The following is a 16354-nucleotide window of genomic DNA, read 5'->3' on the forward strand; positions in this document are numbered from 1 at the left end:
GGCTCAGCGGCCAGCCGCGGCCGGGCTGAGCATGTCGATGGCGCGGATCTCGAAGTCGCGCTCCAGGTAGTCCATGCGCGCGTCGAGAAACTGCTGCATGTGCGGCAGGCCAGAGTGGCTATCCAGCGCCTCCTGGGAGGCCCAGACCTCATAGAAGATGAACAGGCTCGGGTCTTCCCGGTCCCGCAGCATGTGGTACTCGATGCAGCCGGCTTCAGCGCGGCTGGCGGCGACATGGCTCAGGAAGAACGCCTGGAAGGCGTCGGCGCGCTCGGGACGGGTCTTGGCGTGAAGGATAAAGGCCTGGGGCGTGGACATGCGCAAAGCACTCATTGACGGGGAAGGTGCTGAAGATCCTAGGGCAAAGATCGGCTATCGATTCGTGCGTTTTAGTCAAATGTATTTTGAGCAACCCGGGCTTATTCTCCGCGTCCTGCCTGATTAACCTGCCGCCATCGTTTGCAACCTTCACAACCCGTCGCTGCCGATGCGCGATGGGCTGTCCCCGATGAGGCCGGATCATGAAAAAAGTACTGCTGCTCAATGGCGCCAAACAATTTGCCCACTCCGATGGCCGTTACAACGCCACCCTGCACGACACCGCCCTGGCGGTGCTGGATCGCGGCGGCCTGGAGGTCAAGGTCACCCATATCGACGAGGGCTACGACATTCAGGAAGAAGTGGCGAAGTTTCTCTGGGCCGACGTGATCATCTACCAGATGCCCGGCTGGTGGATGGGCGCGCCGTGGATCGTCAAGAAGTACATCGACGAAGTCTTCACCGAAGGCCACGGCAGCCTCTACGCCAGCGATGGCCGGACCCGTTCCGACGCCTCGCAGAAATACGGCAGCGGCGGCCTGATCCAGGGCAAGCAGTACATGCTGTCGCTGACCTGGAACGCGCCGCAGCAGGCCTTTGACGACCCGACCGACTTCTTCGAAGCCAAGGGCGTGGACGCGGTGTACTTCCCGTTCCACAAGGCCAACCAGTTCCTCGGCATGCGCGGCTTGCCGACCTTCCTCTGTGTCGACGTGATGAAGCGCCCGAACATCGAAGCCGACGTGCAGCGCTACGCGGAGCACCTCAAGGCGGTGTTCAATCTCCAGGGCTGAATCCGGCTACTATTGAGCGCCTTGAAGCGGGCCTGCGGTTTATCCAGGGCCCACCCGCGCCGATAAAGGACTCCTGTGAAAGCCCGATCCGACGAGTTGCAAGTCTTGGTTTGCGTCATCGAGTGCGGTTCGATTTCCGCCGCTGCCGAGCAATTGGCCCAGACCCCTTCGGCGGTCAGTCGCACCTTGTCGCGGCTGGAGGCCAAGCTCGACACCACGCTGATCAACCGCACCACTCGACGCATGGACCTGACCGAAGAAGGTCGCTACTTCTTCGAGCAGGCCAAGCGCATTCTCGACCAGATGGACGAGCTCGAAGAGCGCCTGTCCTCGCGCCAGCGCAATCCGTCCGGGCGTTTGCGGATCAACGCCGCATCGCCTTTCATGCTGCACGCCATCGTTCCCCATGTGGCCGAGTTCCGTCGCCTGTACCCGGATATCCAGCTGGAACTCAACAGCAACGACCTGATCATCGACCTGCTGGAGCAGAGCACCGACATCGCCATCCGCATCGGCGTGCTGGCGGACTCGACCCTGCATGCCCGCTCCCTGGGCTGTAGCCCGCTGCATATCCTCGCCAGCCCCGATTACCTGGTCCGCCACGGCACGCCGCAAAGCGTGGCCGAACTGGCCGAACACACCTTGCTCGGCTTCACCCAGACCGAAACCCTCAACCACTGGCCGTTGCGCCATGTGCACGGTGATCGCTGGCAGATCCAGCCGGGCATCAGTGCCTCCAGTGGCGAGACCTTGCGCCACCTGGCGCTGGAGGGGCAGGGGATTGCCTGCCTGTCGCATTTCATGACCATCGACGACATCCGCGCCGGGCGCCTGCAACCGGTGCTGGCCTCGTTCAACAGCGGCTACCGCCAGCCGATCAACGCGGTGTACTACCGCAACTCGCAACTGGCCCTGCGCATCCAGTGCTTCCTGGATTTCATCCAGGGCAAGCTCGCGGACTACGCCAGCCCCGAGTTCCAGGGCTGAGCCCAGTTGGTACGAGCGTACTTCGATTGGCGATTGCTCGAAATGCAATAGCAGGCCTATGTTCTTGCCGTTCAAAAACAAGAAAAGGAAGGACCTTATGCGCATCCTGTTGTTCAAGACCCTGGCCCTGACGGCCGCCATCGCCGCCAGCAGTTCGGCCTTCGCCGTGACCCTGGAAGGCGGCGCGGTGGCAGCGCCCAACCAGTACGGCGCCGATGTCGCGGCGCAGATCCTGAAGAAAGGCGGTAACGCGGTGGACGCCGCGGTGGCCACGGCCTTCGCCCTGGCAGTGACCTACCCCGAAGCCGGCAACATCGGCGGCGGCGGTTTCATGACGATGTTCGTCGATGGCAAACCCTACTTCCTCGACTACCGGGAAACCGCGCCCAAGGCCGCGACCCGGGACATGTACCTGAACGAAAAGGGCGAGGTGATCGAGAACCTGAGCCTGGTGGGCGCCCGCGCCGCCGGGGTGCCGGGCACCGTGATGGGCCTGTGGGAAGCCCACCAGAAATTCGGCAAGTTGCCGTGGAGCGAGTTGATCACGCCGGCCGTGGGCTACGCGAAAAACGGTTTCAAGGTGGCGGACAAGCAGTACCAGTACCGCGAGGATGCGTTGAAGCTGTTCAACGGCAGCACCAACTTCGGCGACTACTTCGGCAGCATGAAACCCGGTGAAACCTTCCGTCAGCCGGAGCTGGCCGCGACCCTGGAGCGCATCGCCGACCAGGGCGCCAAGGAGTTCTACAGCGGCAAGACCGCCGATTTGCTGGTGGCGCAGATGCAGGCCGACAAGGGCCTGATCACCAAGCAGGACCTGCAGGACTACAAGGTCCAGTGGCGCCAGCCGCTGCAGGTCAGCTTCCGTGGCAACACCCTGTACACCGCACCGCCACCCAGCTCCGGCGGGGTGGCCCTGGCGCAGTTGATCAGCATCAAGGAAGAGCGTGCCGCGGACTTCAAGGGCGTCGAGCTGAACTCGGCCAAGTACATCCACTTGCTGGCGGAAATCGAAAAGCGCGTGTTCGCCGACCGTGCCGACTACCTGGGCGACCCGGCGTTCTCCGACGTGCCGGTCAAGCAACTGACCGACCCGGCCTATCTGAAAAAACGCGCCGCCGAGGTCAACCCCAACGCTATCTCGGCCACCGAGAAAGTGCGTCCCGGGCTTGAGCCGCACCAGACCACCCACTTCTCCATCGTCGATGCCCAGGGCAACGCGGTGAGCAACACCTACACCCTGAACTGGGATTACGGCAGTGGCGTGGTGGTCAAGGGCGCAGGCTTCTTGCTCAATGACGAAATGGACGACTTCAGCGCCAAGCCAGGCGTAGCCAACGCCTTCGGCGTGGTGGGTGGCGATGCCAACGCCATCGCCCCGGGCAAGCGCATGCTGTCGTCCATGAGCCCGAGCCTGGTGACTCGCGACGGCAAGGTCACCCTGGTGCTGGGTACCCCCGGTGGTTCGCGGATCTTCACCTCGATCTTCCAGGTGCTGAACAACCTCTATGACTACAACCTGCCCCTGGAAAAGGCCGTGGCCGCGCAGCGCGTGCATCACCAGCTGTTGCCCAAGGACACGATCTACTACGACGCCTATGCGCCGCTCACCGGCAAGGTCGCCGATGAGCTGAAAACCATGGGCTACACCCTGGAAGACCAGGGCTGGGAGATGGGCGACATCCAGGCGATCCGGGTCAACGGCACCGCGCTTGAAACCGCTTCCGACCCGCGTGGTCGTGGCGTCGGCAAGGTCGTCAAATAACCGCTGAATCGCTGTAGGAGCCGGCTTTCCGGCGAACGGGCCCGTCAGCCTGGCGCCCGATCGAGCGCCGCTTCGCTGGCAAGCCAGCTCCTACCTTTGTTGTTCACGCGCCGACGAGCGGCTGTTCGGCGGCGCTTCAATTCCGTACCATTGCGCGCCTTTTTCCGCTCTCCCCCAGGACCGCGTCCGCCGGTCCGTCGATCAGGTCAACCATGAAAGCAAAACGTCTGCGCGCCGATGTCCTGGCCGGACTCACTACCTCCTTCGCCTTGCTCCCCGAATGCATCGCCTTCGCCCTGGTGGCTCACCTCAACCCGTTGATGGGCCTGTACGGCGCCTTCTTCATCTGCACCCTGACCGCGCTGTTCGGTGGTCGGCCGGGCATGGTTTCCGGCGCTGCCGGTTCCATGGCGGTGGTGATCGTCGCCCTGGTGGTGCAGCACGGGGTGCAGTACCTGCTGGCCACGGTGTTGCTGGGCGGGCTGGTCATGGTCGCCTTTGGCCTGCTGCGCCTGGGCAAGTTGGTGCGCATGGTGCCGCACCCGGTGATGCTGGGGTTCGTCAACGGCCTGGCAATCGTCATTGCCCTGGCCCAGCTGGAGCATTTCAAGAGCGGTGAACACTGGCTCAGCGGCCAGGCGCTGTACCTGATGGCCGGGCTGGTGGCGCTGACCATGGCCATTGTCTACCTGCTGCCACGCCTGACTCGGGCTGTGCCACCGGCCCTGGTGGCGATCCTCGGCGTCGGCGCATTGGTGTACCTGCTGGGCCTGCCGACCCGCACCCTGGGGGACATGGCCCACATCGCCGGCGGTCTGCCGAGCCTGGCGCTGCCCCAGGTGCCGTGGAACCTGGATACCCTGGGCATCATCGCGCCCTACGCGTTGCTGATGGCCATGGTTGGCCTGCTGGAAACCCTGCTGACCCTGAACCTCACCGACGAAATCACCGAGAGCCGTGGCTACCCGGACCGCGAATGCGTGGCCCTGGGCGCGGCCAATGTGGTTTCGGGCCTGTTCGGCGGCATGGGCGGCTGCGCGATGATCGGCCAGACCGTGATCAACCTCAGCTCCGGTGGCCGCGGGCGCTTGTCCGGGGTGGTGGCCGGGGGGCTGATCCTGCTGTTCGTGCTGTTCCTGTCGCCGCTGATCGAGCGCATTCCCCTAGCGGCCCTGGTAGGGGTGATGTTCGTGGTGTCGCAGCAGACCTTTGCCTGGGCCTCGTTGCGGGTGATCAACAAGGTGCCGATGAACGATGTGCTGGTGATCCTCGCCGTGAGCGTGATCACGGTGTTCACCGACCTGGCCATAGCGGTGTTCTGCGGCATTGTGATCGCGGCGCTGAACTTCGCCTGGCAGCAGGCCCGGGAGCTGTACGCCGACGCTCACCTGGAGGCCGACGGCAGCAAGCGCTATCAGTTGCACGGCACTTTGTTCTTTGCTTCCACCACGCTGTTTCTCAATCAGTTCGACCCGGCGGGTGATCCACAGCATGTCACCGTCGACTGTCGCCACCTGAGCTTTGTCGACTACTCGGCCATCGCCGCCCTGAAAACCTTGCGCGAGCGCTATGCCAAGGCCGGCAAGCAACTGCGGGTGCTGCACCTGTCGGAGCGTTGCAAGAAGCTGCTGAAACGAGCCCGGGTGCAACACGACTGAGGCTCGGGGGCGAGTGGCAGCGCTCGCCCGTTTTTCAATGCGCGGGGATGAAAATAGCCACTACCGATTTTCATCGCTCGCGCTTTTGCATAGCTGTTCGCGACAAGGCCTGCCTCTTTACGAAAATTAGTTTCACTTGGTTTGAAACAAAACTCCTTAAGTGATTAAAGAGTTTCACAACCATTCAAAAGTGACGCTGTTTTCAAGGAGAACACCATGGCTCCCGCAACGGGTTATTGGCTGCTGGGCTACGCCGCAGTCGCCATCATTGCGTTGATCGTGTTGATCGCCCGCTACCGACTCAATCCCTTTATCGTCATCACCCTGGTGTCCGTCGGCCTGGCGCTGATGGCCGGCATGCCGCCGTCCGGCGTGGTGGGTGCCTATGAAGCCGGGGTCGGCAAGACCCTGGGCCATATCGCCCTGGTGGTGGCCCTGGGCACCATGCTCGGCAAGCTGATGGCCGAATCCGGCGGCGCCGAACAAGTGGCGCGGACCTTGATCGACCGCTTCGGCGAGCGCAACGCCCATTGGGCCATGGTCTGTATCGCCTTTCTGGTGGGGCTGCCGCTGTTTTTCGAAGTGGGTTTTGTACTGCTCATCCCCATTGCTTTCACCGTGGCGCGGCGGGTGGGGGTGTCGCTGCTGATGGTGGGCCTGCCCATGGTCGCCGGGCTGTCGGTGGTCCACGCTCTGGTGCCGCCGCACCCGGGGGCGATGCTGGCGGTGCAGGCCTATCAGGCGTCGGTGGGGCAGACCCTGCTGTACGCGATCCTGATCGGCGTGCCCACGGCGATCATCGCCGGTCCGGTGTATGCCCGGTTTATCGTGCCGCACATTCATCTGCCGGCCGAGAACCCCCTGGAGCGTCAGTTCATTGCTCGCGAACCCCGGGCGCGCCTGCCCAGCTTTGGCCTGACCATGTTCACCATCCTGCTGCCGGTGGTGCTGATGCTGATCGGCGGCTGGGCCAACCTGCTGGCCGAGCCCGGCACCGGGCTCAATCAGTTCCTGCTGTTTATCGGCAACTCGGTGATCGCTCTGTTGGTGGCCACCCTGGTGAGTTTCTGGACCCTGGGGCTGGCCCAGGGCATCAACCGTGAATCGATCCTCAAGTTCACCAACGAGTGCCTGGCGCCCACGGCCAGCATCACCTTGCTGGTGGGGGCCGGTGGTGGCCTGAACCGGATTCTGATCGACTCCGGGGTCACCGAGCAGATCGTCGGCCTGGCCCATGAATTCCAGCTGTCGCCGCTGTGGATGGGCTGGCTGTTTGCGGTGTTGATGCGGGTCGCCACCGGTTCCGCCACCGTGGCCCTGACCACCGCTTCCGGGGTGGTGGCACCGGTGGCCGTCGGCCTGGGGTATCCCCACCCGGAACTGCTGGTGATTGCCACCGGGGCCGGTTCGGTGATTCTGTCCCACGTCAACGACGGTGGCTTCTGGCTGGTGAAGGAATACTTCAATATGACCGTCATTCAAACCTTCAAGACCTGGACCGTGCTGGAGACGCTGATTTCGCTGATCGCCTTCGGCCTGACCCTGGGACTCGCGGAGCTGTTGTAGATGGACATTCTTTATCAGATCCGTTCGCGCCTGGATGACTTCAGCGCCGGGGAAGGGCGGATCGCCCGCTTGCTGCTCGACGACGTGGGCTTTGCCGCCTCCGCCAGCCTCGACGAACTTGCCCAGCGCGCCGAAGTCAGCGCCGCCACCCTGTCGCGCTTTGCCCGCAGCGTCGGTTGCCGCGATTTGCGCCAACTGCGCTTGCAACTGGCCCAGGCCAGCGGTGTCGGTAGCCGCTTTCTCGACCCGGCCGGGGCGCCCGAACAGTCCGGTTTCTACCGGCAGATCCTGGGCGATATCGAGTCTGCGCTGCATCAGCACCTGGCCGGTTTCGAGGAAACGCAGTTTGCCGATGCGTTGCGCTTGCTGGGGCGCGCACGGATGATCCACGCCTTCGGCATGGGCGGCTGCTCGACGCTGTGCAGCGATGAACTGCAGGTGCGCCTGGTGCGCCTGGGCTACCCCATCGCCGCCTGCCACGACCCGGTGATGATGCGGGTGACCGCCGCCGCCCTGGGGCCGCAACACGCTGTGATCGCCTGTTCCCTGACCGGCATCACCCCCGAATTGCTGGACGCGGTGGCCCTGGCCCGCAACTACGGTGCCGGCATCCTCGCCATCACCCTGCCCGAGTCACCCCTGGCGCAACTGGCGGACGTGGTGCTGCCTCTGCACAGCGCCGAAACCTCGTTCATCTACAAACCCACCGCGGCCCGCTACGGCATGCTGCTGGCCATTGATGTGCTGGCCACCGAGCTGGCCCTGGCCCTGCCCGATGACAGCCAGGAACGCCTGCGGCGAATCAAGCTGGCCCTGGACCATTACCGGGGCGGCGACGACTGCCTGCCCCTGGGAGACTGACATGCGCTACGACACGCTGATCCGCAACGCCCTGATCATCGACGGCAGCGACCGCCCGGGCTATCCCGCCGACCTGGCGATCGGCGACGGTCGCATCCAGCGCATCGGCGACCTGTCCGCGGCCACCGCCGAGCACGAGATTGATGCCGGCGGCCGGGTTCTGGCTCCGGGCTTCATCGATGTGCACACCCACGACGACACCGTGGTGATCCGCCAGCCGCAGATGCTGCCCAAGCTCAGCCAGGGCGTGACCACGGTGATCGTCGGCAACTGCGGGATCAGCGCTGCGCCGGTGAGCCTCAAGGGCGATCCGCCGGACCCGATGAACCTGCTGGGCGAGCGCTCGATGTTTGTCTATCCGCACTTTCGCGACTATCGCGCGGCGGTGGATGAGGCGCGCCCGGCGGTGAACGTCGCGGCCCTGGTGGGGCACACGGCGCTGCGCAGCAACCACCTTTCGGACCTGCATCGCACCGCCAGCGCAGGCGAAATCGCGGCCATGCGCGAGCAACTGCGCGAAAGCCTGGAGGACGGCGCCCTCGGCCTGTCCAGCGGGCTGGCCTATGCCAGCGCGTTTTGCGCCGAGACCGATGAAGTGCTGCAACTGGCCCAGGAACTGACGGCGTTCGGGGCGGTGTACACCACCCACCTGCGCAGCGAGTTCGAGCCGGTGCTGGAGGCCATGGACGAAGCCTTCCTGATCGGTCGCGCGGCCCGGGCACCGGTGATCGTCTCCCACCTCAAATGCGCCGGGGCCGGCAACTGGGGACGCAGCCCGCAACTGCTGGCGGCCCTGGAACAGGCGGCCCAGGATCATCCGGTGGGCTGCGATTGTTATCCCTACGCCGCCAGCTCTTCGACCCTGGATCTCAAGCAGGTCACCGATGCGTACCGCATCACCATCACCTGGTCCACGCCGCACCCCGAACAGGGCGGTCGTGATCTGAACGAGATTGCCGACGAGTGGGGCGTCAGCCTGCTGGTCGCCGCCGAGCGCCTGCAACCGGCGGGGGCGGTGTACTACGGCATGGATGAAAGCGACGTGCGGCGCATCCTCGCCCATCCGCTGTCGATGATCGGCTCCGATGGCCTGCCGGAAGATCCCTTCCCTCATCCACGGTTGTGGGGGGCCTTCCCTCGGGTACTGGGCCACTTCAGCCGCGACCTGGGCCTGTTCCCGCTGCACACCGCGGTGCACAAGATGACCGGGCTTTCGGCGGCGCGATTCGGCCTGCACCAGCGCGGCGAAATCCGCGAGGGGCATTGGGCCGACCTGGTGCTGTTCGACCCGGCGCGGGTGCGCGACGTGGCCGATTTCAAGCACCCGCAGCAAGCCGCGCAAGGGATCGACGGGGTCTGGGTCAATGGCGTGCGCAGCTACGCCGAGGGCCAGGCCAACGGTCAGCGCTCGGGACGTTTCTTAGCGAGGGAGGGGGATTTGCGCCGGGGCTTCACATTCGCAGTCTGATTCTATGATCTTCGTCACAGCGATGGCGCTGTGCCATTAAAGAATCCTTGCGCGGCGCCGAAGTGCTGGGAATCGCCGCCTGTAGAGTCGGCCTATTTCAGTCAGGGAGTCATGCAATGAGCTTTGGCAAAACCACCCCTATCCTGCGGATCTTCGATGAAGCCAAGGCCCGGGAGTTTTACCTGGACTTCCTGGGGTTCAACCTCGATTGGCAGCACCGCTTCGAGGACAACTTCCCGCTGTACATGCAGGTATCCCGGGGCGATTGCGTGCTGCACCTGTCCGAGCATCACGGCGATTGCACCCCGGGCGCGGCGCTGCGGATCGAGACTGATGAACTGGAAGCCTTCCAGCAGCAATTGCTGGCCAAGCAGTACCGTTTTTCCCATCCGCAGATCCAGGCCATGCCCTGGGGCAGCCAGGACATGGCCATCAGCGATCCGTTCGGCAATCGGCTGGTGTTCACCAACGCCATCAGCGTCTGAGCGGGCTCAGGCCTTGCCGGCGCTTAGCGCGGTCTGACGAAACTGTCCCGGGGTCAACCCGGTGCGGCTCTTGAAGCTGCGGTGAAATGAACGGGATTCGGTAAAGCCCAGGCAATCGGCGATCCCCTGGATCGACAGCTCGCTGTGGCACAGATAGTGCTCGGCCAGCTCCTGGCGCAAGTCATCGAGAATCTGTTGGTAGGACGTGCCGGCCTGTTGCAGCTGGCGCTGCAGCGTGCGTTCGGACATCTGCAACTGCTCCGCCACCTGCTCCTTGCGCGGCAGACCGTCCTTGAGCAACTGGCGCAACACGTTCTGCACCTGCAACGCCAGGGGCGCATCGGCCAACGAGGCCATCATCGCCTGGGCGTGATCCTCCAGGGTCTTGAGCAGCCGCGCATCGGCCTGGCGCAAGGGCAACTGCAGGTAGTGCAGCGGTGCCACCAGGGCCGAGCAGGCTTGCCCGAACAGCACCGGGCAGCCGAACAGGGCCTCGTACTGCGCCACCTCGGCCGACTCCGGCCGCGAATGCTCGAACCACACCGCAGTGGGGGAGAGCTGCGAGTCGGCGATCCAGCGCGCATACAGCAGCCAGGAGGCCAGGACGTTTTCCACCAGATGCCGGCGAATGTCCGGGCGCCGATGACGACAGCTCCAGATCAACCGCACCTGATCGCCCGCCACCTCGGCCCGGCTGGTGCCCATGTCCCCCACCAGTTTTTCGAACGGCATGATGCGGCCCATGGCTTCGCCCAGGGTCGCGCAGTTCATGGTGATGTAGCCCAGCACATTCCAGGAATTGGGTTTGACGAAGCGCGCCGAATTGAGCCCGAACAGCGGATCGCCGGAGTGCTGGCAGAAGTAGTCGAGCAACCGCTCATGCACCTCCACCGGCAGGCGCAGGCTGGTGTCGTTCAACTGCGCGGCTTCAAGCCCCGCCGCCGCTAGCGCCGGCGCCGTGGCAATACCCAATTGCTCGGCATAGAGCAGATATTTGAGCAAGGGTGGGACCGAGGTAAAACCGAGGCTGGGCATCGAGATATTCCTGGTGACAGATCCTTCGGACAGCAGGACGCAGACCGGGAAAGGTAAGGGCAAACCCCAAGTGCTGTAAATGGCCGGCGCCCCCGCTTCTTTTAGCCGCTGCCGCAGGCTGCGAACGGCCCCGAAGGGGACGCCGCCCTTGAGGGCCTCTGAAGGCCCTGCGGGCCTTGTCGCAGCCTGCGGCAGCGGCTACAGGGATGCGATAAAGTTTGCCTCTGATGGCGGATTTTCGCTTTGATTTGTAGGGCATTTCCGCGAGAATCCACCCGTTACATTTCAACTGTTTGCATGGCTTGTGCCTATCGAATGTCCAGGGCTAGTCTTCGGCCGTCGCTGCATTTCAGCGATCGGGTTTGGTAGCCCGCATCACTTCAGGCACAAGCACCGCTGACTTTCGACAGGCCTTAATCTGTCGACGTGTTATGGCGGCTGTGCGCAGGGCACCTCGTGTGCGCTGGGTTTCCTGGAGTCCCGGTCTACCAACCTGCGTATGGCCGCCACCTTGATCGTTTGGTAGCGATGCGTGGCGGTTCAACTTCTCCAGGAGTTTTGCCGTGAAGAAAATCGTTCCCGATCCACCCGTTCTGCAACCCAGTCGTGAGTTGATCACTGCGCTGGAAGAACCCAACAAGACCTTGCTACAGGCGCTGCAAAACACCGCGCTTTCGCCCCCTTTGCATGAGCACTTCACTGCCACTGGCAGCACCCGCTTTGGTTGCCGGGATGGCGAGGGCCGTCCGCTGTTTGCGGTATGCGAAGGGGTCAATGCCGAAGAGGCGCTGCTGCACGTTTCATTGCTGCTCAAGTGCGCGGAAGAGACGGCCGACGAAATCACCAGTGCCAGCGGCATCGAGCGTGGGCTGATCTGGTCGATGATTCATTCGGTGGAGATGGCGCGGGCGGTGGTGGATGCGCTGCTCGACGGTGCCGAACAACCCTCTGTAGCCGCTGCCGCAGGCTGCGAACGGCCCCGAAGGGGACGCCGCTCTTGAGGGCCTAGGAAGGCCCTTCGGTCCTTGTCGCAGCCTGCGGCAGCGGCTACAGGACCGAAGGGCGCGCCGCGAATCAGACGCGGAAGTGGCTGACCATCATCTGCAACTGGCCGCCCAGGCGCGCCAGTTCAACACTGGAGGCGGCGGTTTCATCGCTGGCGGCGGCGGTCTGTTCGGACACGTCGCGCACGTTGATGATGCTGCGGCTGATCTCTTCGGCCACGGCGCTCTGCTGCTCGGCCGCGGCGGCGATCTGCTGGTTCATCGATTGGATGTTGGACACGGTGCGGGTGATGCTTTCCAGCGAGGCACCGGCCTTGCGGGTCAGCTCGACGCTGCTGTCGGTCAGGCTGCGGCTGTTGTTCATCACCGTGGCCACTTGCTGGGTGCCGTTCTGCAGGCCAGCCACCAGTTCCTCGATCTCTTCGGTGGACTTCTGGGTGCGCTGGGCCAGGGCCCGCACTTCGTCGGCGACCACGGCAAAACCACGACCGGCTTCACCGGCACGGGCGGCTTCGATGGCGGCGTTCAGCGCCAGCAGGTTGGTCTGTTCGGCCACGGCCTTGATCACGTCCATGACGCTGCCGATCTTGTCGCTTTCCTGTTGCAGCACGGTCATGGCGTCGGTGGAACGCACCACTTCGCTGGCCAGGCGCTCGATCTGCTCGATGGCCTGGGCCACCACTTTGTCGCCTTCGCGGGCTTCGCCGTCGGCGGCGGCTGCGGCCTGGGAAGCTTCTTCGGCATTGCGCGCGACTTCCTGCACGGTGGCAGTCATCTCGTGCATGGCGGTGGCCACCTGGTCGGTCTCGACCTTCTGGCTGTTGACCCCGGCGCTGGTTTCTTCGGTCACGGCGGACAGTTCTTCGGCGGCGCTGGCGATCTGGGTCACGCCGTCGCGGATGCCACCGATCAGTTCGCGCAGGGTCACGCCCATGCGCACGATGCCTTGTTGCAGCACGCCCAGTTCATCGCGACGGGTGACCCGCAGGTTTTCGGTGAGATCGCCCGAAGCGATGCGCTCGACCACGGCCAGGGTTTCCCGCAGCGGACGGGTGATCTGCCGGGTGATGATCACGGCAGCCAGTACGCCCACCAGCAGGGCCAGCAGGGTGCTGATCAATTGCAGGCTGCGGGCCTGGGCGCTTTCGATGTCGCGGCGCTCCAGCTGGATCTGGTACAGGGCGTCGCTGCGGCTGACGATGTCGGCGCCCTGTTCGGTCATTTCCTTGCGCGCCTGCACGGCGTCGGTGAAGGCGACCTTGAAGGCCTGCAACGAACTGCGGTAGCCGCTCAGTGCGGTTTCCAGCTGTTGCAGGGCATCACGCTGGGTGCTGCTGAAATGGCTCTTGAGCTGATCCATTTCGGCAATGGCCGCGTTGAGCTGGGTGACGGCTTTCTGTTCGGTGTCCGGGTTGTTGGTGGTGACGTAGCCGCGCACTTCATAGCGCGCCAGTTGGAAGGCTTCCTTGGCCTGGGTGATGGCCTGGAACTGTTCGAAGCGCGCGTCGCTCAGGGGCAGTTGCTTGACCCAGGTGTTGATGCCATTGATCAGGTCATTGGCGCGTTCGGCGTTCTGGTTCATCGCCAGGCGCGCAGCGTCGCCGGTGCGGTAGGCATTGCGCATCTTGTTCAGCGAGTCCTGATAAGCGCTGATGGTGGCGCCCAGACCTTGCAGGAGCTTGATATTTTCCGGGCTCTGGAACGTGGCCAGGAGTTTTTTCTGCTGGGCGCTGAAATCATCCAGGGTCTTCTGCACGCCCTGGGCGGCGGTTTCGTCGCCGTTGGCCAGCATGTACTGCAGACGGGTGACCCGCAGTTTGGTCAGGCCGCTGTTGAGCTGGGTGATGTCGCTCATCCAGTTACTGCGGTCGATCAGGTTGCCCAGACTGGTCCAGCCGGTCAGTGCCAGGATGCCGGTGAGGGCCAGAACCAGGCCGAAACCCAGGCCCAGCTTAAGGTTGACGCTGATGTTGGCAAACCAACTACTCATTGAATTCCTCCAGGAACGTAGCTCTTCTTGATCTTGAGTTGGCTGGAAGATTGTTGTTGTTGGTGACCAGCAAGGTGTTTTGTAGGGGGTGTATCGGCGGGATGTGCCATAGCTGAAACGATTTCGTCCGCATTGTCCCAAGACAATGTTTTCGGCGATGGACGGTTATTTTGCGGGATGAACCACCCGTGCGTTGAGCTTTTTTTCACATTGATTTCACCGCTCCCCCACGGTGTGCGCTCTAGAGTCGGTCCGGTTGCTGCCAGCGTGCCCGGCCGCGCTCAATGGTCATCCGGGTTCTGTAGCCTCGCTACGCGCTGCTCAAAACCCCGGATCACTCTCATAGGGCGGCAGGACTGTGGCTACAAGACTCGTGCTGGCGGTGGCCAAGCGTCCGCCCTTTAGGCGTTCCCTGGTCCGTTACAAGAACGCACTGGCGCTGCTGGGCGTGGTGCTGCTGCTCCCCTTGAGTCTGTACCTGCTCAAGCCGGCGGCGGTGCCGGACCTGGCCCACGGCAACGTGGCCGGGATCAGGGCCTTGACCCGCAGTTGGGCCAAGGGCGACATGATTGTTCTGGTGCGTCACGTGGAGCGCTGCGATCGCTCCAGTGCCACCTGTCTCGGGCCCGCCGATGGCATTACCGATCGAGCGCGGGAGGTGGCGGTGAGCATTGGCGCGCAGTTCGAGCAGTTGGGCCTGGAACGCACCGACCTCTATAACAGCCCCCTGACCCGCACCGCGCAGACGGCCGGCTATATGTTCAGCAAGGTCAGCAGTGGCGATGACTGGCTGTACAACTGCAAGAACGGCCTGCTGCGCGACGTGCTGGCGCATAAGGTCGCTGGCCGCAATCTGGTGCTGGTGACCCACAGTGAATGCATGGACCAACTGGAGCAGGAACTGAAACTGTCGACCCCGACCCTGGGTTACGGCGCCTCGCTGTTTGTGTCTACCGATACCCTCAACGGGGCGCCGAAGATGCTCGGGATGATCGAGGCCAATGACTGGCGTTCGGTAAACCTCAAGCCCTGACGGCCCCCGGGGCCGGCCGTCGCGGCCGGTGATCAGGCTCAGGGGGCCAGCAGGTCCGGATCGGCGGGAGGGGGCGCCGCGGGAGCCAGCGCGCCGGGCGCAGGACCTTCATTGATCCGCTGTGGACTGATCAGATTGGTGAACTCCTCGATCAGGCGCTGGATCGCCTCCGGCGGCTCGCAGTCGCGAAACTCCATGCAGATCTGCACTTCGTCCGGGTCGCGCTCCTGGCCTTCGCGCTTGCCGCTGCCGAAGGTGACGAAAAACTTCTCGCTCTGCAGCTCGCCATTCTCCAGGTCGTGGCTGGCCTTCTGCAGTTCGGTGCCCTGCATGCGCACCGACAGGTCGACGGTCATCTTGTGCAGGGCCAGGCCCTTGGGCGAGACCAGGGCAATCAACGGGACGTTGATGATGTGCTGTTCGTTGAGGGCCACCTCGACCATCTTGGCCTTCATCGGCGTACCCAGGTCGTTGACGTTGTAGTCGAAGAACTGGTCGAACAACTTGATGTATTGCTGGGCGATCAGGTTGTGGGTCGCGGCGGCGGCCTGGTGCATGCCACGGGTGATGTGGCTCAGGTCGCTGGCGGACATGGGCTCCTTGCGACGGGAAAAAAACGCCATGGATCATGCTCCTTGTTCGATGGCTGAAGTGCCCCGCCGTGGCGGCGGGGCGGGTGGGTCAAACGTGGTTGTCAGGGCTTGTCGCCGCTGTTTTGCGCCGGAGCATCGGGCATTTTCAGCGCGTTGGCGGTGGGCAGCTTGTCGGTGTCGGTGGCGGTGGCGCTCGGCAGCATCACCGGTTTGGTGGCGGCGTCGGTGAGGAAGTCGATCACCCGCATCAGGGCTTCCGGTGGGTCCTGGCGGACGATCTTGGTGCTGATGGCGTAGCGTGCCCGGGTGTCGGTCTTGCGGGTCTGCGTGGATTTGTGGCTCGCCGCACCCTTGACCGAAACACTGAACGGGCCCCAGCCCATCTTCGCCTCGAAACTGCCGGAGGCTTCAGTGGAACTGGTGTCCTCGGCCATCTGGCTGATGGTCAGCTCGAACTCGATAGAGCCTTCCTCGATGGTGATGTTGGGGTGACTGATGGCCGCCAGCAGCGGGATGCGCATCGACTTCTTCACCGTACCCTTGTAGACGCCCTGGTCATCCACCAGGGTTTCGTCGTAGTCGAACTGCACCGATACCGCCTGGCCGTTCTGGATACACACACCCATGAGGAAGTCCGCATAGGCTTTGCTCGCGGCGACCTGCGCCTGGATCATTGCCATCAACGGACCGGTGATCATCTTGTCCAGGGGCAGGGCGGCAATCACGCCGCCGATCAAGCCCTTGTCGATATCTGGCATGGTCAATCTCCTTATCGTTTATGCGCGAGTTGCGCCCTT

Annotated in this window: 15 protein-coding genes and 1 pseudogene; 10 read left to right on the forward strand and 6 right to left on the reverse strand. The window is 63.7% G+C overall.

Annotated features, from left to right (window positions below):
- Positions 1 to 3: 3 nt before the first annotated feature.
- Positions 4 to 318 (reverse strand): putative quinol monooxygenase, encoded by a 315-nt coding sequence (locus DWF74_RS19895; protein ID WP_102861038.1) that lies wholly within the window; start codon positions 316 to 318, stop codon positions 4 to 6.
- 203 nt (positions 319 to 521) lie between these two features.
- Here DWF74_RS19895 and DWF74_RS19900 point away from each other — a divergent pair, with 203 nt between their 5' ends.
- The 8 genes from DWF74_RS19900 to DWF74_RS19935 all read left to right on the forward strand — a co-directional run bounded on the left by DWF74_RS19900 (position 522) and on the right by DWF74_RS19935 (position 9902).
- Positions 522 to 1112, forward strand: a complete 591-nt coding sequence (locus tag DWF74_RS19900; protein WP_102861039.1) for an NAD(P)H-dependent oxidoreductase — start codon at positions 522 to 524, stop codon at positions 1110 to 1112.
- A 75-nt stretch (positions 1113 to 1187) separates the two neighbouring features.
- Positions 1188 to 2099 carry a LysR family transcriptional regulator gene (locus DWF74_RS19905; RefSeq protein ID WP_115581557.1) on the forward strand — a complete coding sequence of 304 codons (912 nt, stop codon included), beginning with the start codon at positions 1188 to 1190 and terminating at the stop codon, positions 2097 to 2099.
- Positions 2100 to 2196: 97 nt separating this feature from the next.
- On the forward strand, positions 2197 to 3864 hold the full coding sequence (gene ggt / locus DWF74_RS19910; RefSeq protein WP_102861041.1) for a gamma-glutamyltransferase: 1668 nt from the start codon (positions 2197 to 2199) through the stop codon (positions 3862 to 3864).
- Positions 3865 to 4076: 212 nt separating this feature from the next.
- Positions 4077 to 5522 (forward strand): SulP family inorganic anion transporter, encoded by a 1446-nt coding sequence (locus DWF74_RS19915; RefSeq protein ID WP_115581558.1) that lies wholly within the window; start codon positions 4077 to 4079, stop codon positions 5520 to 5522.
- 216 nt (positions 5523 to 5738) lie between these two features.
- Positions 5739 to 7088 (forward strand): gluconate:H+ symporter, encoded by a 1350-nt coding sequence (locus DWF74_RS19920; RefSeq protein WP_102861043.1) that lies wholly within the window; start codon positions 5739 to 5741, stop codon positions 7086 to 7088.
- Positions 7089 to 7949 carry a MurR/RpiR family transcriptional regulator gene (locus DWF74_RS19925; RefSeq protein WP_115581559.1) on the forward strand — a complete coding sequence of 287 codons (861 nt, stop codon included), beginning with the start codon at positions 7089 to 7091 and terminating at the stop codon, positions 7947 to 7949.
- A gap of 1 nt (position 7950) precedes the next feature.
- Complete coding sequence (locus DWF74_RS19930) at positions 7951 to 9417, forward strand: N-acyl-D-amino-acid deacylase family protein (protein WP_102861045.1); 1467 nt, start codon at positions 7951 to 7953, stop codon at positions 9415 to 9417.
- 116 nt (positions 9418 to 9533) lie between these two features.
- The gene (locus DWF74_RS19935; RefSeq protein ID WP_102861046.1) at positions 9534 to 9902 is read left to right on the forward strand and encodes a glyoxalase superfamily protein; all 369 of its coding nucleotides are present in this window, start codon (positions 9534 to 9536) and stop codon (positions 9900 to 9902) included.
- Between the two features lie 6 nt (positions 9903 to 9908).
- On the opposite strand, the gene gliR is transcribed toward DWF74_RS19935, so the two are convergent.
- Positions 9909 to 10937 (reverse strand): AraC family transcriptional regulator GliR, encoded by a 1029-nt coding sequence (gene gliR, locus DWF74_RS19940; RefSeq protein ID WP_115581560.1) that lies wholly within the window; start codon positions 10935 to 10937, stop codon positions 9909 to 9911.
- Between the two features lie 563 nt (positions 10938 to 11500).
- Between gliR and DWF74_RS19945 the strand changes: the two genes are divergently transcribed.
- The gene (locus DWF74_RS19945; RefSeq protein WP_115581561.1) at positions 11501 to 11938 is read left to right on the forward strand and encodes a DUF3077 domain-containing protein; all 438 of its coding nucleotides are present in this window, start codon (positions 11501 to 11503) and stop codon (positions 11936 to 11938) included.
- 73 nt (positions 11939 to 12011) lie between these two features.
- On the opposite strand, the gene DWF74_RS31065 is transcribed toward DWF74_RS19945, so the two are convergent.
- Positions 12012 to 12875 (reverse strand): methyl-accepting chemotaxis protein, encoded by an 864-nt coding sequence (locus DWF74_RS31065; protein WP_372342433.1) that lies wholly within the window; start codon positions 12873 to 12875, stop codon positions 12012 to 12014.
- Between the two features lie 42 nt (positions 12876 to 12917).
- Positions 12918 to 13931 (reverse strand): annotated as a pseudogene (locus DWF74_RS31070) (methyl-accepting chemotaxis protein); the annotation flags it as partial.
- Positions 13932 to 14289: 358 nt separating this feature from the next.
- Between DWF74_RS31070 and DWF74_RS19955 the strand changes: the two are divergent.
- Positions 14290 to 14964 carry a histidine phosphatase family protein gene (locus tag DWF74_RS19955; protein WP_115581562.1) on the forward strand — a complete coding sequence of 225 codons (675 nt, stop codon included), beginning with the start codon at positions 14290 to 14292 and terminating at the stop codon, positions 14962 to 14964.
- A gap of 38 nt (positions 14965 to 15002) precedes the next feature.
- On the opposite strand, the gene DWF74_RS19960 is transcribed toward DWF74_RS19955, so the two are convergent.
- Both DWF74_RS19960 and DWF74_RS19965 read right to left on the reverse strand, forming a co-directional pair.
- A complete protein-coding gene (locus tag DWF74_RS19960) occupies positions 15003 to 15587 on the reverse strand; it encodes a DUF2589 domain-containing protein (protein WP_102861051.1) in 585 nt (194 codons plus the stop codon).
- Between the two features lie 71 nt (positions 15588 to 15658).
- Complete coding sequence (locus DWF74_RS19965) at positions 15659 to 16315, reverse strand: DUF2589 domain-containing protein (RefSeq protein WP_102861052.1); 657 nt, start codon at positions 16313 to 16315, stop codon at positions 15659 to 15661.
- Positions 16316 to 16354 lie beyond the last annotated feature (39 nt).

The sequence above is a fragment of the Pseudomonas protegens genome, assembly GCF_003363755.1.
Classification (GTDB): Bacteria; Pseudomonadota; Gammaproteobacteria; order Pseudomonadales; family Pseudomonadaceae; genus Aquipseudomonas; species Aquipseudomonas danubii.